This window comes from Arcticibacter pallidicorallinus, assembly GCF_003002875.1.
Lineage (GTDB): Bacteria > Bacteroidota > Bacteroidia > Sphingobacteriales > Sphingobacteriaceae > Arcticibacter > Arcticibacter pallidicorallinus.
Window position 1 is genome coordinate 15759 of record NZ_PVTH01000013.1, and the last position, 21595, is coordinate 37353.

17 protein-coding genes, 1 tRNA gene, 1 pseudogene and 1 CRISPR repeat array are annotated in these 21595 nt (G+C 42.1%); of the genes and pseudogenes, 3 read left to right on the forward strand and 16 right to left on the reverse strand.

Going from position 1 to position 21595, the window contains the following annotated elements; translation table 11 throughout:
- The first annotated feature begins 159 nt into the window (after positions 1 to 159).
- The 3 genes from B0I27_RS15925 (at position 160) to B0I27_RS15935 (ending at position 3313) form a co-directional block, all read left to right on the forward strand.
- On the forward strand, positions 160 to 1728 hold the full coding sequence (locus B0I27_RS15925; protein WP_181276806.1) for a PQQ-dependent sugar dehydrogenase: 1569 nt from the start codon (positions 160 to 162) through the stop codon (positions 1726 to 1728).
- Between the two features lie 71 nt (positions 1729 to 1799).
- Positions 1800 to 2369 carry a DUF4256 domain-containing protein gene (locus tag B0I27_RS15930; RefSeq protein ID WP_106295181.1) on the forward strand — a complete coding sequence of 190 codons (570 nt, stop codon included), beginning with the start codon at positions 1800 to 1802 and terminating at the stop codon, positions 2367 to 2369.
- Between the two features lie 128 nt (positions 2370 to 2497).
- Positions 2498 to 3313 carry an alpha/beta fold hydrolase gene (locus B0I27_RS15935; protein WP_106295183.1) on the forward strand — a complete coding sequence of 272 codons (816 nt, stop codon included), beginning with the start codon at positions 2498 to 2500 and terminating at the stop codon, positions 3311 to 3313.
- 194 nt (positions 3314 to 3507) lie between these two features.
- A CRISPR array of direct repeats spans positions 3508 to 4778; the repeat unit is 30 nt; unit sequence ATTTCAATTCCTACATGGTGCGATTAAGGG.
- Positions 4779 to 4984: 206 nt separating this feature from the next.
- On the opposite strand, the gene cas2 is transcribed toward B0I27_RS15935, so the two are convergent.
- The 16 genes and pseudogenes from cas2 to B0I27_RS16010 all read right to left on the reverse strand — a co-directional run bounded on the left by cas2 (position 4985) and on the right by B0I27_RS16010 (position 21536).
- Entirely contained in the window at positions 4985 to 5248 is a 264-nt protein-coding gene (gene cas2, locus B0I27_RS15940; protein ID WP_106295185.1) for a CRISPR-associated endonuclease Cas2, read from the reverse strand.
- 22 nt (positions 5249 to 5270) lie between these two features.
- A complete protein-coding gene (gene cas1b / locus B0I27_RS15945; RefSeq protein WP_106295187.1) occupies positions 5271 to 6275 on the reverse strand; it encodes a type I-B CRISPR-associated endonuclease Cas1b in 1005 nt (334 codons plus the stop codon).
- Between the two features lie 59 nt (positions 6276 to 6334).
- Positions 6335 to 6844 carry a CRISPR-associated protein Cas4 gene (gene cas4, locus B0I27_RS15950; RefSeq protein ID WP_106295189.1) on the reverse strand — a complete coding sequence of 170 codons (510 nt, stop codon included), beginning with the start codon at positions 6842 to 6844 and terminating at the stop codon, positions 6335 to 6337.
- Positions 6845 to 6850: 6 nt separating this feature from the next.
- Complete coding sequence (locus B0I27_RS15955; RefSeq protein ID WP_106295191.1) at positions 6851 to 9589, reverse strand: CRISPR-associated helicase/endonuclease Cas3; 2739 nt, start codon at positions 9587 to 9589, stop codon at positions 6851 to 6853.
- Positions 9573 to 10199, reverse strand: coding sequence for a Cas5 family CRISPR-associated protein (locus tag B0I27_RS15960; RefSeq protein WP_425428153.1), 627 nt, complete (start codon positions 10197 to 10199; stop codon positions 9573 to 9575). Before B0I27_RS15960 ends, B0I27_RS15955 begins: the two co-directional genes overlap by 17 nt.
- A gap of 39 nt (positions 10200 to 10238) precedes the next feature.
- A pseudogene (gene cas5 / locus B0I27_RS17925) lies at positions 10239 to 10370 on the reverse strand (CRISPR-associated protein Cas5); the annotation flags it as partial.
- A gap of 1 nt (position 10371) precedes the next feature.
- Positions 10372 to 11304, reverse strand: coding sequence for a type I CRISPR-associated protein Cas7 (locus tag B0I27_RS15965; protein WP_106295195.1), 933 nt, complete (start codon positions 11302 to 11304; stop codon positions 10372 to 10374).
- 18 nt (positions 11305 to 11322) lie between these two features.
- Positions 11323 to 13194, reverse strand: coding sequence for a hypothetical protein (locus tag B0I27_RS15970; RefSeq protein WP_106295197.1), 1872 nt, complete (start codon positions 13192 to 13194; stop codon positions 11323 to 11325).
- Positions 13195 to 13221: 27 nt separating this feature from the next.
- Positions 13222 to 14010, reverse strand: coding sequence for a CRISPR-associated endoribonuclease Cas6 (gene cas6, locus B0I27_RS15975; RefSeq protein ID WP_106295199.1), 789 nt, complete (start codon positions 14008 to 14010; stop codon positions 13222 to 13224).
- A gap of 204 nt (positions 14011 to 14214) precedes the next feature.
- A tRNA-Ser gene (locus B0I27_RS15980) sits at positions 14215 to 14302 on the reverse strand.
- Positions 14303 to 14363: 61 nt separating this feature from the next.
- Complete coding sequence (locus tag B0I27_RS15985) at positions 14364 to 15410, reverse strand: asparaginase (RefSeq protein WP_106295201.1); 1047 nt, start codon at positions 15408 to 15410, stop codon at positions 14364 to 14366.
- Between the two features lie 50 nt (positions 15411 to 15460).
- Positions 15461 to 16225: a TatD family hydrolase gene (locus B0I27_RS15990; protein WP_106295203.1), complete on the reverse strand. Its 765-nt coding sequence runs from the start codon at positions 16223 to 16225 to the stop codon at positions 15461 to 15463.
- 79 nt (positions 16226 to 16304) lie between these two features.
- Positions 16305 to 18215 carry a molecular chaperone DnaK gene (gene dnaK / locus B0I27_RS15995; RefSeq protein ID WP_106295205.1) on the reverse strand — a complete coding sequence of 637 codons (1911 nt, stop codon included), beginning with the start codon at positions 18213 to 18215 and terminating at the stop codon, positions 16305 to 16307.
- A 144-nt stretch (positions 18216 to 18359) separates the two neighbouring features.
- Positions 18360 to 19445 (reverse strand): FKBP-type peptidyl-prolyl cis-trans isomerase, encoded by a 1086-nt coding sequence (locus tag B0I27_RS16000; RefSeq protein WP_245925535.1) that lies wholly within the window; start codon positions 19443 to 19445, stop codon positions 18360 to 18362.
- A gap of 87 nt (positions 19446 to 19532) precedes the next feature.
- Complete coding sequence (locus B0I27_RS16005) at positions 19533 to 20513, reverse strand: FKBP-type peptidyl-prolyl cis-trans isomerase (RefSeq protein WP_106295207.1); 981 nt, start codon at positions 20511 to 20513, stop codon at positions 19533 to 19535.
- A 12-nt stretch (positions 20514 to 20525) separates the two neighbouring features.
- On the reverse strand, positions 20526 to 21536 hold the full coding sequence (locus B0I27_RS16010) for a DHH family phosphoesterase (protein ID WP_106295209.1): 1011 nt from the start codon (positions 21534 to 21536) through the stop codon (positions 20526 to 20528).
- Positions 21537 to 21595: the final 59 nt, after the last annotated feature.

Consider the following 21595-nt stretch of genomic DNA (forward strand, 5'->3'; position numbering starts at 1 on the left):
TCGAGAGAATTCAAAACCAGAAACATATCCTCGTGTTACCTTTCCATAACTGCTGTCTATCAGATTCTTCAAAGACCTTGCCCCAACAACCGCATCAGCCTGCCTCTGTTATGTGGAAGTTACAGGTACGACGTTTGGAGATGCCCAAGTATCAACACTATGAAAAACAGACTTCTCTACCTAAGCTCAGTGCTGTCAGCACAGCTCCTGTCCGCAGAAGCACAAACTGAATTACCTTTACAGGATGCTGCGTTCGAAATCCGCGTCGTAGCGGATAAGCTCAGTGATCCCTGGGAGCTTACCAATGGCCCGGATAATCATCTGTGGGTGACCGAATCGAAAGGCTATCGCGTCCTGCGAATCGATCCTGCAAGCGGAAAGAAACAGGTACTAGCAGACTTGAACAAAGAAAGAAAATTTCCACGATTTGATAAAGTTGCTAAAAAAGACGGAGGCATACCCTGGCCACAGGGGGGACTGATGGGGATGGCGCTACACCCATCATTACTCACAGGAAAGCCATTCGTTTACCTCGCATACATCTATGACTACAAAGGCAATCCGGGTAATGTAAACGGTGGCCAGAGCGGAGGCGGACACAAGTTTCTGCAGCGTATTGTCAGATATACTTACGATCCACAGAAAGCGAAGCTTATTCAGCCTGTCATACTCTGTGATACGATCCCTGCAAGCAACGATCATAATGGCGGTAGGCTACTCATTGCACCGGTAAACGACAAGCATTATCTATTCTTAAGCATAGGCGACATGGGTGCCGGACAGTTTTCTAACGGCGCGCGTCAGAATAAGGCTCAGAACCAGTATAGCTACGAAGGAAAGGTCCTTAGATTCAATCTGGAAGCAGACGAAGACGACTTGAAAGAAAACCAGTGGATTCCAAACGACAACCCATTTAACGCATCCGGACAAAATGCAGTATGGTCGACCGGACACCGGAATCCACAAGGATTAACCTATGCAGAAATTAATGGCGTAGAAAGAATATACGCCGTAGAGCACGGCCCCTATTCTGACGATGAAGTAAACCTGATTGAAAAGGGCAGCAACTACGGCCATCCCCTTGTAGTTGGATACGACGATGGCAACTATAACGGTCTTGCCGCGTCAGTCTCCGACAAGGAAGACTATCCCGGCGTTTGGAACACTAGCTATCCCCTGATCAAGGATGAAAAGGCCAATGCCCGTCAGATCGGCGCACCTTACAGAAATCCAGTAACCAGCTTCTATCCTACAGGCAACAAATTGCTCACCGAGCTCTACCAGAATATAAAAAAGGGCGGAGAAAGGCAGGAATGGCAGTCATTTGCACCGTCGAGCGTGGAGGTATATCAATCAGAGGCGATTCCTGGCTGGAAAAACTCCTTACTCATCCCTACGCTTAAGGGCTCCCGACTAATAAGAGTCAAGCTGGACAATAACGGAAAGGTAGCCAACAGCAACGTATATGAATATGTGAGAGGTCAGGTGCGCTACCGCGATGTTGCCGTATCAAACGACGGCTTGAAGCTCTACCTGGCTGTCGACAGTTCTGCAGTAAGCTCCGGACCGTCAAAAGCCGATCCAATGCAAGTTTCATACAGAGGCTGCATTTTGGAGCTAACCTATAAGTCCGAAACCGCCCATTCCTACAATGGCACAAAGGAGAATCCTGCTTCATATCCACCTTCATTAGAAACTTTGCTCAGCTTTGAAAGGAAAAATATGTAATTTAGAATAAGGCAGCGCCGAATCCTCCTGCCTTGTTCTCAATTACAATCAAACCTACCAAACTCAATAAGATGGAAACTACTTTTCAGAGTCAAACCACGCTATCACAAGAGCAGGCTGAGGAAATCCTGCAGGTTTTCAAGGCCCGCTTCGAAAAAAACATGAACCGTCATGACAGTGTGGACTGGACCCGCGTGCAGAAGAAACTGGAAGCTTCGCCCGACAAGCTTTGGTCGCTCCATGAGATGGAAAGAACGGGTGGCGAGCCTGACGTTATCGGAAAAGAGGGCGACAACTACATCTTTGTTGATTGTTCAGCAGAAAGTCCGAAAGGTCGCAGAAGCATCTGTTACGATCGCGCAGCACTTGATTCCAGAAAAGAGAACAAACCCTGGAGTAACGCACTTGAAATGGCGGCGGACATGGGGATAGAGATCCTGAACGAAGAGCAATACAGGCAGCTGCAGCAACTCGGAAAATTTGATACGAAAACCTCCAGCTGGATAGAGACACCAGCCGATATAAGGAAACTGGGAGGAGCACTATTCGGTGACCGCCGTTATAATACCGTTTTCACTTATCACAATGGTGCTGATTCTTATTATGCAGCAAGAGGGTTTCGTGGAATGATCAAGATCTAAGCCATAAGCAGATTCTGCATCCCAAGCTTAACTTCCTACCTGGTGGATTAAAACTTCCGATACATCAATCAGGTATAAAAATTTTGGCCGATGTGAATTTCTTAAACCAATAATGCTAATTTCATCACATGAATACAGCACAGCATTCCGGCATGCATCTGGAAAAACCCATCAGCAGTGGATACGCCTCCGTCAATGATACTCAGGTCTATTACCAAATATACGGTGAGGGTCGACCTATAATTTTATTACACGGTGCTTTTATGACTATTGAGACGAACTGGGGGGAGCTAATTTCGGAGCTGTCGAAAACAAGGAAAGTAATTGCCCTGGAATTGCAAGGACATGGTCGCACTCCGTTTTCAGATAGGCCCCTTTCACGCGCTACTTTAGCAAGCGATATTGAAGGCGTAATGGATTACCTGAACATTGACCGGGCCGATGTAGCAGGCTATAGCTTTGGTGGCTCTGTAGCCTACCAGTTTGCCGTACAGTACCCTGAAAGGTTGAGAAAATTGGCAATTATTTCTTCCGCCTATAAAACAGAAGGCTGGGCACCAGAAACAAACGCAGCCTTTAAAGCAATGAAGCCTGAATTCTTCTCCAATACCCCCATGCAGACCGCGTATAAAGCAGTAGCACCCGATAAAACAAAGTGGATCCCTTTCCTCGAAAAGATGATTGCTTTAGCCGGAGAACCTTATAACACAGGAGATGAAAATATCGCCAACATTACCTCTCCCATTCTGTTGATCGCCGGCGACAACGATGGACTGAACAAAATAGAGTTGATCAAAACCTACGAATCGATTGCAGGCGCTACGAATCCCGACCCTGGCGTCATGCCTGAATCACAGCTCGCCATCCTACCCGGGCAGGGACATGTAAGTTTGATGTACCAAACACAAACAATTTTCAGCTATCTGGATAGCTTTTTAGGGTAATCCGGAGCGGAAGAGGGGCAGGAACCCCACAGCAGAATTGGACGAATTCGTATTAGCATGAAAGAGGGTGTACATTAAATTGCGATCGCCCTCTCTTGTGTTTGCCCCACTAAGTTTCGGCCATGTCAAACCCGTTTCAATTCTTCGACAGTTCGATCAATGTTACAAGATTAAACACATCAGCGTCTTATTGCATTTCAATTCCTATATGGTGCGATTAACGGTTTTCGTACTCACTAAGCATCGTTCCAAAACTTCTATTTCAATTCCTACATGGTGCGATTAAGGACCTCATTCCCTGTTCTTTGCAACATAGGTCTAAGTATTTCAATTCCTACATGATGCGATTAAGGGAACATCCCATCAGCAGCTCTTAGTGTATTTACTTAATTTCAATTCCTACATGGTGCGATTAAGGGTTAATTTAACGAGGTCGCGAGTAAACGCGTGCTGAAATTTCAATTCCTACATGGTGCGATTAAGGGTATATGGGCTTAAACTCTCCCAATATTGCAAACAAATTTCAATTCCTACATGGTGCGATTAAGGGACAACCCCGCCACGATCATGAAATAATATAGATTATTTCAATTCCTACATGGTGCGATTAAGGGGTGTAATGGGGGCGAACGTGGGAGCCACAAGCGGCAATTTCAATTCCTACATGGTGCGATTAAGGGCCCGATAAGCAAATCTTTCAAAGGGTATCCACTTAATTTCAATTCCTACATGGTGCGATTAAGGGTAACAATAAATTCATTTGGTGGATGGAAGGTTAAACTATTTCAATTCCTACATGGTGCGATTAAGGGACAAAGCGCAACAGCAGCGCCAAATTTATTCTTTATTTCAATTCCTACATGGTGCGATTAAGGGTACCTACAATCTTCATACGTTAGCCCGCCGTCAAACGATTTCAATTCCTACATGGTGCGATTAAGGGGCTACGCCCCACCCAGAGGTGTTAAGCTCTTAAAAAATTTCAATTCCTACATGGTGCGATTAAGGGTTAAATCCCATCTGAATAACTGGCAAACCTGCGTATTTCAATTCCTACATGGTGCGATTAAGGGTTCCAATGAAAAGTCGAGGCTTAAACCCTCTCCGATTTCAATTCCTACATGGTGCGATTAAGGGTGTATACGCATTATTATTTTTTATTTGAGGTTATCAATTTCAATTCCTACATGGTGCGATTAAGGGGGTGATCTATATATCTGTTGGATGTAATATGAAAGATTTCAATTCCTACATGGTGCGATTAAGGGAGAGCTGATAATATACGACAAGCATCTTTCCGAGAATTTCAATTCCTACATGGTGCGATTAAGGGTTTATTCAAAATTTCACAATGACGCCACTTCAAGAGCATTTCAATTCCTACATGGTGCGATTAAGGGGGTCATAGGCGGTTGTGCCTTCCCCATTCAATTTTATTTCAATTCCTACATGGTGCGATTAAGGGCCGTCGATTTACGTTTGTAAAAGTAGGCTTTTTTGCTAACCAAACAAGTTTCTTAACTCGGATTTCTAACCAAAGTTAGTCGTTCACGAATAAACAGATTTTATGCTGGAGATCGACAACCTCGTTCAACCACACTAGAGGCTGAATAATGAATGGAAATTAAAATTTAACATGTCAAAGAACATTGCTTTCGTCTTCACCGACGACTAAATGAACGTATTGAGTTCATTCTTTTCATAACCAATGACCTCTTTTTCGAGCCATTTTTCTTCTCGACTTTTGAATAGAATAATACTATCTTCATCCGGCCTGATAATAGTTTCAGCCCGACTAATCAGCTCTTTTAATTTCACCGGACTAATCTCCCCTTCGAAAACAGAGTTCTGGATCCAGTTCAAATATTGCCGGCACAACTTGAGCATCCTCTGCACGCGCCTTTCCTTAATATCGTATACTAAAATTACATACATAAAATTCTATCTAAAATGAGCATTACCATCTTGCTTTGAACGGTTTGTATTCTTCAATTCCAAGGATATGTTTGCTAAGCTTATAACATTCTAACTTGATCAAGTGCTTATAACTTACATTCCTACCAAGTTTCGGGTGTTTAAAGGTCTCATTTATTCGCTCTTCCCAAACTTTAACAAACGCCTTTTTACCTGCAGGGTTTAACAGGCAGCTGTTCAGATTCCTGACGAAGTCTTTCGACTGAATCTCTTTTTTATTCAACACCCTGAATATGGTGCGATCTACAATGATTGGCTTGAATATTTCTGCAATATCTAATGCCAGAGAATAGCGACGAAAACCAGGTTCATGCAAAAAACTAATCGTGGGATTAAGCTGCGTATGATAAATCTGGCCAAGACACAGCGAATAGCACATCATATTTCCGAAAGAGATAAGCGCATTGATTTCATTTTCAGGAGGCTGCTTCTTGCGCCCATCCATCGAGTGGCTGTTAATGATAGAGTCGAAGGCATGGTAATAAGCCTGGCGGATATTTCCTTCAATCCCCATTAATTCATTTACTGCCAAACACTGTGGAATAAGCTCCGAATAACCCTCTATCGATCGCAGCTCTGCACTCACATCCTTTTCCCTGTTAAGATAATAGCGCAGGTTTTTGGACATATTGAAGGCTGCTCCGCTTACGAAATTCCTGGCTATCTTCATTCGCTTTTTTTTATCTGAGTAGTGCTGAGTTTGTGCAATCTGCATTTTACCGGCAAGCAGATATTCTTTCGGAAAGAAACTTCCGGTATAATGTTCATAATAATCAAAGAAATGAACAGCAATACCCGACTTCCCAAGGAAATTATATAGGGCGCTATTGGCGTCTAAACTGCCAAAACAGTAAAAATCAGAGACACCTTCAACAGGTATATACTTAGGCTGCCCCTCTCTCCCCTCCTCATCCACTGGTGTAAATTTCAGAGTATTGTCTTTTCGGCTCATGCGGCCGGGATTGAACAGGTAATAGGTTTTCTTCATACCGTTTGCTTTCAGATCGAATGTATGGGTTGTTTAAACATCTCAATTAAGGTTACAGGTCATGCATCATCATTAATGTAGCAGAAATCATAATAGCTACAAGTTTTGCAAATGGGCCTATCTAACAGTGGCGGACAATTCTCTGATTTAACAATCTGATCAATACTCCGTTCCCAGTCTTCTATTTCTAAAATATCTGCAGGAGAAAGGCAAACCCGCTCGGTTTGTCGCATTTTAGGATATTCAATTACCCCGCTAACACCCTCTACACCATTGCGCAGAAGTTTATAAATGTAGTATTTCACCTGAGCTATATGTGCCTTTTCTACTTTGTTAGACTTCTTAACTTCATGAACAACTTTGTTCCTGGCATCATAAAAATCAATTTTTATTCCATCTATCTCTACTTCGGTGTATTTCTCTGAACGGGAAGCATAAGAAGTCTCTCCGATCAGTTTGCCTTCGGCTACTGTTTCTGAGGTATGTTCCATGCGAATGCCGTTGGCATGCAGCCAAAGTTCGCGCTTACAGACATGGTAAAGGTTGATAAGGGTGGCGTTGATTTGCATAGCTTGCTAGATAAAGAAGGAATCACTAAAGGCTTTTGTATTGAGTCCGGCTTCCAAAGAATAAGGCCTACCATCGCTTCTTTCCTCATCCCAGTGTGAGAAATAAACATAGCCATATTCCTCGCGCCCAAAACCCTCCTGAATCTTTTTCACATCAGAAGAATAACTGATCAATGAGAAACAAAATTTTGACAGGATACTTTGCAAATGCTTAAAACGCGTTTTATCCTCAATGCTGAATCCCTGGGTTCGGTTATGAATGACCTCCTTATAAGCCTCCCAAACTAATTTACCATTAACTTCAGCTTCGCCAAAATAGGCGTTCAGCCTACTCAATAAATCTAGATCGCATTTCGAAAATATAGCCTCAGTTGTCTCCTTTACCGTTATTTTCACAGGCAATGTAAGTGGCACAAATACCGAAACATTATCCTGATCAATAATCCTGAATTTTTTGTCGACGTCCTTATAGTTAAGTTTTGCTATGGAGGATTGATAGGAGGACAAGTTATCAGCGTAATTTCTATTATTTGACCTTATTATTTTGCTGATAACCTGATTGTAGAGATAGCCAAAATCTTTCTCTTTTAAGATTCTCTCATAGTCAGATCTGCCGATGTTTTCACGTGTTATTTTAAATCGCAGATCTTTATGATGAAGAGCTTTTGCATCATTATAATTAAAAAGATAAACTTCGCAGCCCGCTTTATTGGCATTTCTGTTGACACGACCGGCCAACTGCTCATCCGAATCAATCAAAGACCTATTTTTAAAACCCAGGTCCATATCAATATCAACGCCAGCTTCAACAACCTGTGTTGTTATGAGAAGGATGTTTAATGTCTTATCTGATAATTTAAGTGTATTTATAATCTCTTTTCTCCTGGCTTCTAAAACTGTCCCGGATAATAGCAAGACCTGATCAAAGGGATGAGATAAATTCATAACAGCCTCGTAAAATTCTGAAGCTGACTTCTTAAAAATAAATTCGATTATAGTTCTTACCGATCCTGTTTCCGACTTCTCAATCCGGTATTCTTCAGATTTCCGAATTACAACTTCTGCTAATTCATCCAACGATATTTCCGCTTCAAAATAATCAAACCGGAAATTCACCCGCTCACTGAAATTGGGATTTCGAAGATAGCGTGAAGCATTTGGAAGGAGTGATATGTATGTATTTTTGTAGTCCGAAAGCAGATCAATATCGCCGATCTTAGGCAAGGTAGCCGACATCAAGATAAAGCGGATATTAAAAAAACGGGAGTATTCAGAAATAAAGTACATAAGCTTGTCCCATATTTCCGGATTATAAGACTGTAATTCGTCAACAACAACCACCGAATTCGCCAGCCGGTGAAGCAAATAGTTACTCTCCTTTTGATTCGTCTTAAGGATATCGAAAAATCGGATGTGAGATAATACCGTTACCGGATAAAAAGCAAAAAGTCTACTGATAAAATCCTTTTTAGCATCTCCGAAATAACCATCCGCATCAGCCTCACCGATATTACTGAACCCTGCTTTGGAATGGAGTTCAGCCAGCTCATTCTCTTCGAATCCAAAGGATGCTTTTAATGCTTGACAGGTTTGCGTAATTAAACTGGTAAACGGAAAAACATAATATACTTTGTTGATTTCTGGATTCGCTCTCAACAGCTCAGATACCGCAATCATCGATAAATTTGTTTTCCCACCACCTGTAGGCGCCTCAATATAAAACAAACGTTCCTTAAGGTTCTGACGCAGAGTCTGAATAAGTTCTGCTGCCATTTTTCGCCGGATAAGATTCAAATTGCTACTTGATTTTTCCATCGGAATAGCAAAGTGGTCAGCCTGTTCGGCATCCTTATATATTGCCTTATTGTGTTGATAGTTTTGTAAGTGATCAATAAGCTTCTCAACGCGTTCCCTGCTTTTGAATACTCCAAAATCATAGGTCGGACAGTCATTCACGTACTCATGCGTGGCAAGATAATCGGACGCTGTAAGTAGAGAAAAATTGAGTTTTAAAAGAGTAAAAAGAGGGAATCCAGACTTTAAAATATTATCTATCTGTGCTAAATAATTTCTTTCAAGGTTCAATGGTACAACTTCGGCAAGCCTTGGATCAATCCCCAATTGATAAATGCTGAGATATTTTTTTAGCTCACTTTCGTTGTTCCCAAAATTTATCTCCTGTTTCAGTGGCTCAGAAAGAGTTGGAGAGTGATGTTTGAAAATGCTATAAGAAAGGACTATCGAAAACGCATCTACAAACCGCTTCTCAATCGGAAGAAGAGAATTATCAGATTGGTGCTTTTGAATCTGTTTGAGAATAAAGAGATAGGCCCCTAATGTGGAATGATTGGAACCAAGTGGGTTTCCTCTAATTAGTTTGAATAGAGGATTATTCATTTTCAGAGGATCAGCCTGAAAGTTTATATTCACCTTCCCGAAATCATGAAAACATATCGTATAGGCAAATGCCTCCTTGAGATAGTTTCCTACAATCTCGATGCTAATCTGGGGTATTTTATTCAGTTTTATTACTTCATGTATCAGGGCATCGATTGAATTATCCAAAAAATGCTCTTCAACGAGAATCGTGAAATAAGAATTGACGAGACTGATGTGCTCATTCAACGTTTCAGATAACTTAGAGGATTTTGTATGCGCCAAATACTTTGATACATCAGGCAGCCATTCTGAAAGATCAGGAATGGCTGCCATTATCTGTCTGGTGCTTTTAAAGGAGCTGGACATATTTGTCAAGATCTCTTAGGTAAAACAAACCAGGCAAGGTAATTCCTTCAGCAGTTAACAGATTAGAATAAGCAACTGGCTCTATTTTGTACTGGCTCAATATATTGTCAAAGCTTGTTGGTATCCTTTCAAAATACATGAATGTTTCAGGGCCTGGTTTTAGTTCGAACGGATTATATTCCTCCTCAACCGGTTCATTTAAATTGTGTTTGACAATAAAGCTCTTTCTGAAGGAGCCTGCAAATTCCTTTCCTGCAGAAGTTCTATTTATCCTTTCAAATTCATACTGCCTGAAACTATTCTCCCCCTCTTTGTCAATCCATGAAGCCTGATATTCGTTCTTACCTAGATACGGAATATATTCTGCATTGCCATCCTGTAGATATCCATACAACTTCTTGTGCTCTAGCTCCTGAATGTTTAATAGCAGATAACACCTATACGCCGGCTTAATAAGCATACTTTCCTCTATCAGCAAATTTCCATCCTGGTTAGCGTAACCAACCGTATTGGTATATTTTACTGAGGTCCTTTGAAAATTCCCTTTTTCGGTCCCGAGCGGTTCTATGCCTATGAGCAAATCCTTTAGTTTTTGATAGTATTCGGGCATCTCGCCCTTTTTTTCATACCCCTTTAATCCGATGATTGCTCCTAAGACTCCTAACAAGGCTGGTTTATGCAACAAATTATAAGAAAGGAGTAAGCCATCATTATAATCAGGTTTCTTAAAAAAGCCAAAATCTGCCCGCAAATCAAACGAGACTAATTTTTGCGAATCCATTTTAATTCAAGTCAAAGATAATACTTCCTTCAGGACGATTAATTACGCTTGTTGCAGCCTCATTGAGATAGATCTCAATAGTCTTGATCTCCTTTTTGATGTTTTCTTTTGATAGAATAGCGGCTATTTTACTCAGGTCGACTTCTTTGTTTTCATTCACAGAAATCAGGTCCACGAAAGATGGCAAAACCAATTTAGAACCTTTGTTTAGCTCCACCCAAAGCAGCAATTCATTTTCAACTCCTGCTTTCGACGATGAATCGTAAAACGTTGCTCCATTGCGCAAAGCTTCTTTCAGCTTGCTAATATCATCATTTGTTAAACCTTCATTACCCACCGCTTTGTTCATATCCTCCAGATTTCGTGGATTAACTGAAAGGTGATGAACATAATGCCCTTCCTTCAATTTAAACTGTGTTCCCAGTGTCGTTTGCATAGAATCAGTGCTCTTCTCATTTGAGTTTCTGAAAGGAGAAGATATCTGCTCGGAATAAATGACGTTCTCGACAAATTTGTTTACACCATGAGTAAACTGAACCGTGCCATGCAATGAAAGATTTGCTCCCTCTTCGGCAAATGTCCCTCCGAATAGTCTCACATCAATGCATTTTAAAAGGTTTTCGAGCACTATTTTCCTAGCCTTAACAGGTTCCTTTTTATCCACCTTGGGAAATTCGCCAAAGTTCTTTACATATGTTTCTTTCAAACTTCTTGGCTGCATCTCATCACTAATGCTTTTGAAATAAAATACTTTTTCTGAAGGATATTGTTTAACTAGGTAGTTACGGACCGTATATTTTAACGCTTTGTCTGTAGCATAAACGGTTCCGTCAGATAAAGTACGCGGCTGATGGGTGAAGTCCGCATTGTAGTTAGCATTGATGGCTTTTACAATTACACAGCCAAATACACGATTGTTAAATGGATTGCTCATGAGTGATGGGTTTTAGGGTTATTCTTCTGTTGTTTCTGATTGTTGTTCGTCGTCTTTCTTATTCCCAAAAAGCTGATTGTCAGAGAAGAATCCAGCAAGTATCGTTGGAATAAAATCCCGCAAATTTGCTTTGGTTTCATAGTCCATAATTTCCGCAAATGGCGTTCTGAAGTTTTTCGAGAAAACTTCATGCTTGTAGAGATCAAATAATCTGGCTACTGCTTTGTTCATTTCTTGTGATTTCACCTGTTGCAGAAAAGCTTCAAGCCGTTGATAACTTCTGTCGGCTGTTCTACTTTTAGAAAAGAGGTAATAGACAACCTGTCCGATTGTAAAAGCATACTCGTCATCAGTTGTTATCCCTGCCTGACTTTGTGTGAGTTGCTGCATAAATGCCCGATGGGCTTGTAGTTTACTCGCCATAGTAATATTGGGGTCTATATGTTTTTGGTTGAATTTTTCAGAAAGGCTGAACCATATATTGAGCTTTTGCCTGATATTAAGATTCTGGGAATGCTGATTGCCTTTGACCTCGTCCAGGCGAATATCGTCTAATACAACAGTCTGCATCAGACTATCGAAAACTTCAGCAGAGATAGCCTGCCGTTTTGATTTATAAATAAAATCATAGAACGCCTTTCGATGTGTCATTACCATCAGGTAAGTGTTGGCCGACTTACAGTATTTAGAATCTATTTCACCAAAGTATTTCCGTTGAAAATCACCGCTCTTCGTTTTCGTTATCAAAGCGTTATTCAGAACGGGAATAAGAACATGATATTCAAGATCAAAAACATTTTCTAAAGAACGGCGGTACTGAGCATTGAATAAATCTTCAATGACCCAGTTTTCATTATCTCGTCCTTTTAATTCGTAGTCAAACTTGCTTACAAAATCAAAGTCTTTAATCTCTCCTTGTTGATAAAAGAGTAAATAATAATTCTCAAACTCCCGCTTATGGTCGCTATAAAGCGTTTCAATAATTTGTTTATAACTAATCTTTTCGCCATCGTCTGCGTTTTTTTTGAATAAGGCGATAGACTTACCCTTTAATTCATCATCGTAGATGAAGAGAGGAAGGGGCCTTGGCAGTATCCCCTTGCCTAATAAAGCCTTGAATTCAAATAAGGCTCTTGCTTCTCCTGATGTAATTCTTCCCGCAATATCAAAAGTTGCTGTTTGATGTAACAAAAACGGTTTTTTTGTTGGGAACCCATTAAAGAAATCGCTGGTGCCGTATTTTACTTCATCAATGATTTCATCATACTCATTCGTATTAAAAAGCTTATCTGCCAGATACTTTGAATTCGCTTTTTCATAACTTTCAATTGGTTCATCCAGATAAAAAATTACATAATCGCTGTCCTTCAGTTCTGCATACTCGGGTATCCGATCAAGCCACTGATGAAAGTTCTGTTCTCCGTTTAAAGCCTGTTTAAAAATCTCCAACCGCTGCCTTTGATTTTCATCGTCGAGCAAGTCAAAGCCTTTGTTGAAATATGCCGAAATGCGCTCATAAACCTGCGACTTGTTGTCTTTCTTATTTAAGAGATATTTTTCTCCATTTATCAGATTCTCCCTCTTTAGAGCAATGCTGTAAGGTGAACAGGAGTGAATCGCTTTAACTGGCAGATCAAAACACTTATTTGTGTTAACACACCAGGTTAGAGTAGTTAAGGTTGCAAAGTACTGAAGGAGCTTTACCTTTTCAGGTTCCTGATCTTTCTTTCGCGTAAAGGCCCAGCCGATCAATGAATTCTCATCTGAGAAGACCCTTTCATCCTCTTTCTGAATCCGTAAGAGAATGTGCAAACCTTCCTTCGGTTTCAGGCCCAACGTCTTAAAATCAGTATCGAGCGTGTCAATGAATTGAGCGATTTCTTTTATCATGTGATACGTTTTAGGTTTATAATCTCATTAGCTATTCTTTACTTCCACACTCCCAAATCCCATCCCATTCAACATTCCCAATCCACAATCCATCAGGATATTAATCACCTTCCCCGTCCCCTTTACCACCAGTTCAAAGCCATAAAACCCGCGTACCTTACTCTCTTCTTGCGTATTCTCCTTAATGGTAACTAATCGTGATCTTAATCTATCTGGAAAGAGATTCAAGCCGACTTCCAACCTATCTGAAGTTGGATCGCCGCCGATGGCCCGGATCTTCTCCCTTAAATTATTCTTCAGGAGCGGAATGAAATTCGCGTCTAATGGAGACAGGTAATTATAATACCCCCGTTCATTTTTCTCGCCAACTACTAATGGTGATATGGGCTTTAGTATGACAGTATGTAAAGAATCGTCAATGGGAGTAGGATTCGGCAGTAAAGAGACCTGCTGAACAACGAACCTCGCCGTCGCCCCGACGCCGCCAATGGAGACTTCCTGATTGATAAAAACGCCTTTAATCAGATGCTCGGCAAACTTCGGCATATAGCAGCTAAGCTGGAAACTAAGTTCCTTGCTTTGCAGTCTGAGCGAATTATGTTCTATGCAAAAGTCCCCTTTTAAGTTAGAATAGGTGAATAGTTTGAAATGCTTATTGCTTTCGATCTGGCTATATCCTCTTTCATGTAAAAAGCTGGCGTATTGCTCATCAGCTAAAGCCAGCTTTTTATAAATTACTCCTGAAAGTGCATACTGATAGGAGTAAGGCAGGAACGTTTTGCCCGGATTAGGAGATAAGGTAATTAGGAAACGCATAAGGTTTATAAAAAGGCAATATAGAGGTTATATATAACTAAACAAAAAGGCTTTCCGGAATTCAAGTATAAATTTCTAAGGGGGCAAGGGTTTGCTAAACCCAAGGTTACGAGTAAGAGAAACTTGAATAATTGGCTCGATATAAAAAGAAAAAAGCCTGCAAATTGAAAGATTTGCAGGCTTTTTTCTTTTTATAAAATTCAGCGGAGAGGGAGGGATTCGAACCCTCGATACCCTTTTGAGGTATACACACTTTCCAGGCGTGCTCTTTCGACCACTCAGACACCTCTCCTTTAGTGGGACGCAAAACTAAGAATTTCTATCAGAACTACCCAAGCTTTGCAAAATAAATCTTAAAATACCGTTTTAGACGCTACAGGCGACGATTTGCTCAACTCCCCACGCAAATTAGTTTCCAACAAGTGAGTGATTCGCTCGGCAGTAAAGCCCCGTCCCAACAGGAACATCAGCTTCGTAACCGCAGCTTCGTAACTCATATCAAAGCCACTTGCAACACCCATATCCTTCAGCGGGCGACTGGTTTCATATCTTCCCAGTTCCACCGTTCCGACCTTACATTGCGAAATGTCCAGAATAACCTTTCCATTATCAATAGCCGACTGCAGGCAGTTCAGGAACCATTCATCCGTAGAAGTATTGCCAGCACCAAAGGTTTCCAGGATAATCGCACTCGTTGCCGAATTTACAATCGCTTTGACTGTCTCCTGACTGATACCTGGATACAATTTCAATACAGCAATGGAGTTATTCAGCTTCTTATGTACCCTAAAGATACACTCATCACATTTGCGTATGCTCGAATCATTATATCGTAGATGAACGCCAGCCTCTGCAAGCACAGGGTAATTAGGCGACCTGAAAGCTTCAAATTTCGCTGAGTTATATTTAAAAGCCCGGTTTCCCCTGAAAAGCTGAAAGTCGAAATAGATACAAACCTCCGGCACACGTGCCTTGCCATTCTGCTTCGCAGAAGCGATCTCAAGAGCCGTTATCAGGTTTTCCTTGGCGTCTGTACGAATCTCCCCTATTGGGAGCTGAGAACCCGTGAAAATTACCGGCTTATTTAAACCCTCCAACATGAAGCTCAAGGCAGAAGCCGTAAACGCCATCGTGTCAGATCCATGAAGAACTACAAAGCCGTCATACAAAGCGTAATTGCGCTCTATAATATCCGCAAGCTCTATCCAGACCTCCGGTGTCATGTTCGAAGAGTCAATGATCTCAGCGAAAGAGTGAACCGTTATCTCATAATTCAGACGCCTTAATTCCGGAACATTTTCAGTAATTAAATTGAAGTCAAGAGGCATTAACGTACCCGTAACCTTGTCCTGAACCATGCCTATGGTTCCCCCGGTATAAATAATGAGTACCTTTGTCATCCTAGCTCAGCTCTGTATTTTTTGTTAAAGATAAAAAAGGAATGCATTTATCATATACCAAATATTCTTTTTGAATTTTCAGTGGTGACAGCAGCGACCTCTTCGATCCGCAAATTTTTAATCGCAGCAACCTTTGCAGCGATGTACGGCAAATAGCTACTTTCGTTCGTTTTACCTCTGAAAGGAACCGGTGCCAAGTATGGAGAATCAGTCTCCAGAACAATATGACGCAGATCAATCTCTTGCACCACCTTATCGAGTCCCGAATTCTTATAGGTCAGTACTCCGCCAATCCCCAGATAAAAGCCTAGCTCCAGTATACGATGTGCCTGCTCCAGAGTTCCCGAAAAACAATGGAATATGCCCCTCAGCTTTTCGTCTTTTTCTTCAAGCAAAATTTGATAGACTTCATCAAAGGCTTCCCGGCAGTGTATCACAATAGGCAGATCCAGCTCCTTTGCCCAACGAATCTGCTTCCGGAAAGCATCCTGCTGTTGAACAAGTGTCGTTTTCTCCCAATAGAGATCAATGCCAATCTCGCCGATCGCCACCACAGAAGGCAGCACACTGTTTTGAAGGAGCTTTAGCTCCTCCAGGTAATTCTCTTTGACATTACATGGGTGAAGTCCGATCATAGGGAAACAATGATCAGGATATTCATTTGTTAAGCCAGCCACCAGTTCCAGTGACTCGCTGTCCACATTAGGCAGGAAAAGCCTCGTTACATCATTCTCAAAGCACCGATTCATTAACAGCTTACGGCTTTCCGTATCCGTTTCGTAGTAAAGGTGCGTATGCGTGTCCGTAAAAATCATTAATGCAAATATCGTTCATTAGAAACAAAAAAGCCGCTTCAGTAAACTGAAACGGCTTCTTAATGACATTATTATTGTATTACTTAACTTCTTCGAAGTCAACATCGGTAACTGTATCACCGCTGTTGCCTGCGTTTCCGCCAGTTGCTCCGGCACCTGGATTAGCAGCACCCTGTGCTCCCGGATCCTGAGTACCTTTGTACATATCTTCAGAAGCAGCAGTCCATGCAGTCTGCAATTCTTCCTGAGCTACATCGATATCAGCGAAGTTTTTAGCTGCATAAGCATCTTTCAATTTAGCCAGTGCAGTCTCGATAGGAGCTTTCTTCTCAGCAGGAACTTTATCACCGTATTCTTTCAACTGCTTTTCAGTTGAGAAGATCAGTGCATCAGCTGAGTTCAGCTTATCGATTTCTTCTTTCGCTTTTTTGTCAGATTCAGCATTTGCTTCTGCCTCTTCCTTCATCTTCTTGATTTCTTCGTCTGTCAGACCAGAAGAAGCCTCAATACGGATCTTCTGCTCTTTACCAGTTGCCTTGTCTTTAGCAGACACGTGCAGGATACCGTTTGCATCAATATCAAAAGTTACTTCGATCTGAGGCACACCACGAGGTGCTGGTGGAATTCCATCTAAGTGGAAACGACCAATTGTACGGTTCTGGTTAGCCATCGGACGCTCACCCTGAAGGATGTGGATCTCTACTGAAGGCTGGTTATCAGAAGCGGTAGAGAAAGTCTCTGACTTCTTGCTAGGGATAGTTGTGTTAGACTCAATTAATTTCGTCATCACACCACCCATTGTTTCAATACCTAATGAAAGTGGAGTAACATCAAGAAGCAATACATCTTTCACTTCTCCTGTCAATACACCACCCTGGATAGCAGCACCAATTGCCACAACCTCATCCGGATTAACACCTTTAGAAGGCTCTTTTCCAAAGAAAGCTTTAACAGCATCCACAATAGCAGGGATACGTGTAGAACCACCTACCAGGATGATCTCATCGATATCCGAAGTAGACAATCCAGCGTTCTTTAAAGCTGAACGGCAAGGATCAATAGTACGTTTGATCAGGCTATCTGCCAATTGCTCAAATTTCGCACGGCTTAATGTACGAACCAAGTGCTTAGGACCACTTTGGTCAGCTGTGATATATGGAAGGTTTACTTCAGTCTGAGTTGAACTTGAAAGCTCAATTTTCGCTTTCTCAGCAGCTTCCTTCAAACGCTGAAGAGCCATAGGATCTTTTGCAAGGTCCATTCCGTTCTCCGCTTTGAATTCTGCAGCTAACCAGTCAATGATCACCTGATCGAAGTCATCACCACCCAGGTGAGTATCACCGTCAGTTGATTTCACTTCAAACACACCGTCACCTAACTCCAGGATAGAAACGTCATGTGTACCACCACCGCAGTCAAATACCGCGATCTTCATATCCTTATGAGCCTTATCCAAACCGTACGCTAAAGCAGCAGCAGTTGGCTCATTGATAATTCTCTTAACGGTAAGACCAGCAATTTCACCGGCTTCTTTCGTAGCCTGACGCTGAGCATCATTAAAGTAAGCAGGAACAGTGATAACTGCTTCTGTAACCTCATGACCTAAGAAATCTTCAGCAGTCTTCTTCATTTTCTGAAGAACCATTGCAGAAATCTCCTGAGGAGTATATTTACGACCGTCGATATCAACACGCGGAGTGTTGTTATCGCCTTTCACTACTGCATACGGCACACGCTCTAATTCACGGGACACTTCATTGAAGCCATTTCCCATGAAACGCTTGATCGAATAGATCGTTTTTGTAGGGTTCGTGATAGCCTGACGCTTTGCAGGATCTCCAACCTTACGCTCTCCGTTTTCAACAAACGCCACAATCGATGGTGTTGTGCGTTTTCCCTCGCTGTTGGCTATAACTACAGGCTCATTACCTTCCATTACGGCAACGCAAGAGTTTGTTGTTCCTAAGTCGATACCAATAATCTTTGACATATTATATTCGCTATTAAATTCTTTAAAATCAATACAACCTTACTTATCAATGCTTATGCCAAGCTTTTAATCAACCACTTTGTCATAGCCCACAGGCATCAAAGCAGTAAAGATTTGGCGACAAATGACAAGTTGACAGAAGTATTATTTGTTTGATACGGCTGATGCCTTCTTTACCGGAGCTTTCTTGATAGGTGCTTTCAGCTTTGGCTTTGACGGCTTTGCCACTGCAGGTGCCTTCTTCGGACCTTGCACCGCTTTCTTCACACGGTTTACCTTTACCAGTTCAACCTCGAAATCCAGGGTACTGAAGGGAGCGATGTCCTGACCTGCCCCGCGTGGTCCGTACGCCAGGCTTGAAGGTATCAGAAAGCGTGCCTTCGCGCCCTCGTTAAGCAACAGCAATCCTTCGTCCCAACCCGGAATCACTTCACCCTCGCCTACAACAAAGCTGATCGGCTCATAATCTCGTCCCGGTTGCTCCAGTCCGCCTTTCTTCGCTTCCGCCTCAATACTCGAATCAAACAGCTTTCCACTTAGCGTGCGACCTACATAGTTCACAAAAACAGTATCACCGGCAGCCGGTAAAGCTTTAGCCGAAGGGCGTAAGATTGCATATCTTAATCCGGATGGCGTAGAAGTCATCTTCAACTGGTTCTTCGAAATAAAAGCATCCAAACCTCCCAGCTCATTCACCTTCAGCGAGTCTGCCGTCTTTGCCTGCGCATCAAGCATTTTCTGGCGTTCAGCCATCGCCTGCTCCATGGACTGCACTTTCTCCACCTTGATCACAAACTGCAGACTGCTTCCCACTGGGAAAAAAGCAGGACGTTCCATTTGCCCGTCCTTGAATAACGAATCAGCCGGGATCTTTACCAGCGCGCTGTCCTTCTCTGCCATTAAGGGAAAGAAATACATCAGGTCTGAAATATTACGGCTGCTATCTACTGCCAGGGTAACGGGCCTGCCGGCATCAAAAGAATTGAACAAGACAGAATCTTTATCCGTCTTCTGGATGAAGTTGAAGGTAATCACGTCCTTCATCTTTATTCTCTCGCCAGGGTTCTTCGTCAGGATCTCATATGAAACACCATTAGGCAGTGTCACTGCATTATTTTTTGGCTGTGCAGCTTCCGTTTTCTTAGCCTTAGCCGATTTCTTTTTTGATTGGGCAAATCCCTGTACCGACAATAACATCAGGAGGGCAATAATCACATTTTGCGATCTCATAATAACAAGTAATAATAACAACTTATAATAAAAATCCGGCTGGGTACTAGCCAGCCGGATATACAATTTATAATTTAAAATGTCTGATTAGTGTCCGTGACCGTCATCAGCAGAATGACCAGGAGCCATCGGAGCCGCAGGAGCTGCAGAACCAGGAACCGGCTTAATGATATCAAGCACTTCCATTTCAAACACTAATGGCATGAACGGAGGAATGATCTGGCTTCCCTGCTCACCATACGCTAATTTCGAAGGAATGATGAACTTCACCTTGCTGCCTTTAGAAAGCAACAGTAAGCCTTCGTCAAAACCAGGAATAGTAGCGTTTACACCTGCAGGAACCTTCATAGGCTCATAAGGACGCATTGGGTTAAATAATCCAGGAGTTTTCTTCGCAGTTTCCAATACGCTGGTATCAAAAACTTTTCCTGTAAGGAAGCTACCTGTATAGTTCAATTTTACAGTATCACCAACAGCCGGTTTAGCACCTGTACCTTCTTTTTCAACCACATAATTCAATCCTGAAGCTGTAACGGTAGGCTTCAAATCATTTTTCGCCAGATAACCGCTTATCTTACCAGCTTCCTGGTCTTTTGCTTTCGCAACTTCCGCTTTCAGGTATTCGTCTACCTTACCCTGGAAAATACTGTCAGTCATCGTGCCTTTAGGAATAACCTTGTCCACTTTGAAAGTGAAGATCATATACTTCCCTTTCGTGTTCTCCGGCTTAGGCATATTCATTTTAGCCTGAAGAGAATCCAGGTTGATTTTGAATGTAGCACTATCACCTTCACTCAGCATAGCAAGGGCTGCATAAATATCGCCCTGAAATGCAGACTTCTGCTGCGCAACAAACATAGGTCTGTCGTAATCGTATGAATTAGATAGAACCGAATCTTCTTCGGTCGTCTGAACAGCATGTAATGCAACGAAGTCACCTTCTTTGATTACCTCACCGTCTTTATCCTGGTGGATAATATACTGCATATCCCCCTCACCTTTTTTAAACTGTTTGCAGCTAGTAAATGCTAACGCTGCAACTCCCAACATAATTAAGCTTTTGTTCATTTTATTTTGTGGTTACTGTATTAATAGACTTTTATATTCAACGAGAATTTCTTTAAACTTGGTAACAGTCGCTTCCAATGATAAATCAGACTGGCCTCCTGCTGCGTTCCGATGCCCGCCGCCCTTGAAATATTTCTTACATATTTCGTTAGCCGGGAAATCACCGGTAGAGCGCAACGACAGCTTCACCACATCCGGACGCTCAATAATAAGCGCCGCCAGGCGGATCCCGTTAATGGTCAGCGCATAATTCACCAAACCTTCAGAATCACCCGTTGTAATGGCGAACTCCTTAAGCTCCTCCGCCGATACATGGATAAGTGCAGCATTATATTCTGGCAGTACTTCCAGCTTATTCAACAAGCAATGACCCAGGAACCGTAAACGGCTTTCGGAGAAGTTATCGTATACCAACTGATGTATTTTCCAATTTTCTGCCCCCCTGGAGATCAGGTCCGCAACAATAATATGCACTGCAGGCGTAGTAGTTGGGAAGCGGAATGAGCCCGAATCGGTCATGATGCCTGTATAAAGACAGGTAGCCACATCCTTATTGATCAGATCTTCCTCCTCCATCACCTTGCAGATGAATTCATATACGAGCTGAGCTGTTGAGCAAGCGTTGATGCTCCAGTATCGATAATCATCAAAATCCTGAGGCTCCAAATGATGGTCAATCATCACCTTTAACGCAGACGACTGTTCAACAGGCGTTGCCATATCATAGATTCTGCTTAAGGCATTGAAGTCGAGGCAAAAAATAAGCTCAGCCTCAGCAATGTGCTTTGCACACAGCTCCACCTCATGCGGATAAACCAGCACCTCGGGGTTATTAGGCAACCATTGAAGAAAAATAGGATAATCAGAAGGGGTAATCACCTTAACATGGTGGCCTTTCTGAATCAGGTAGTTATAAAGTCCCAAAGATGAGCCCATTGCATCTCCATCAGGTTTGTGATGGGTGGTAATAACAATTCGCTTAGGGTAAGCCAATATTTCTTTGAGGGCGTTTATCTCTGGCATCATTTATTTAAAGAAATGCAAAGCTATTAAAAAGCTCGACGTTACAAAACCCAATAATT

Excerpts from the sequence above, each read along its gene's own strand:
- B0I27_RS15925 (WP_181276806.1), top strand. The coding sequence starts at position 160 with ATGAAAAACAGACTTCTCTACCTAAGCTCAGTGCTGTCAGCACAGCTC.
- B0I27_RS15930 (WP_106295181.1), top strand. The coding sequence starts at position 1,800 with ATGGAAACTACTTTTCAGAGTCAAACCACGCTATCACAAGAGCAGGCT.
- B0I27_RS15935 (WP_106295183.1), top strand. The coding sequence starts at position 2,498 with ATGAATACAGCACAGCATTCCGGCATGCATCTGGAAAAACCCATCAGC.
- cas2 (WP_106295185.1), bottom strand. The coding sequence starts at position 5,248 with ATGTATGTAATTTTAGTATACGATATTAAGGAAAGGCGCGTGCAGAGG.
- cas1b (WP_106295187.1), bottom strand. The coding sequence starts at position 6,275 with ATGAAGAAAACCTATTACCTGTTCAATCCCGGCCGCATGAGCCGAAAA.
- cas4 (WP_106295189.1), bottom strand. The coding sequence starts at position 6,844 with ATGCAAATCAACGCCACCCTTATCAACCTTTACCATGTCTGTAAGCGC.
- B0I27_RS15955 (WP_106295191.1), bottom strand. The coding sequence starts at position 9,589 with ATGTCCAGCTCCTTTAAAAGCACCAGACAGATAATGGCAGCCATTCCT.
- B0I27_RS15960 (WP_425428153.1), bottom strand. The coding sequence starts at position 10,199 with ATGCCCGAATACTATCAAAAACTAAAGGATTTGCTCATAGGCATAGAA.
- B0I27_RS15965 (WP_106295195.1), bottom strand. The coding sequence starts at position 11,304 with ATGAGCAATCCATTTAACAATCGTGTATTTGGCTGTGTAATTGTAAAA.
- B0I27_RS15970 (WP_106295197.1), bottom strand. The coding sequence starts at position 13,194 with ATGATAAAAGAAATCGCTCAATTCATTGACACGCTCGATACTGATTTT.
- cas6 (WP_106295199.1), bottom strand. The coding sequence starts at position 14,010 with ATGCGTTTCCTAATTACCTTATCTCCTAATCCGGGCAAAACGTTCCTG.
- B0I27_RS15985 (WP_106295201.1), bottom strand. The coding sequence starts at position 15,410 with ATGACAAAGGTACTCATTATTTATACCGGGGGAACCATAGGCATGGTT.
- B0I27_RS15990 (WP_106295203.1), bottom strand. The coding sequence starts at position 16,225 with ATGATTTTTACGGACACGCATACGCACCTTTACTACGAAACGGATACG.
- dnaK (WP_106295205.1), bottom strand. The coding sequence starts at position 18,215 with ATGTCAAAGATTATTGGTATCGACTTAGGAACAACAAACTCTTGCGTT.
- B0I27_RS16000 (WP_245925535.1), bottom strand. The coding sequence starts at position 19,445 with ATGAGATCGCAAAATGTGATTATTGCCCTCCTGATGTTATTGTCGGTA.
- B0I27_RS16005 (WP_106295207.1), bottom strand. The coding sequence starts at position 20,513 with ATGAACAAAAGCTTAATTATGTTGGGAGTTGCAGCGTTAGCATTTACT.
- B0I27_RS16010 (WP_106295209.1), bottom strand. The coding sequence starts at position 21,536 with ATGCCAGAGATAAACGCCCTCAAAGAAATATTGGCTTACCCTAAGCGA.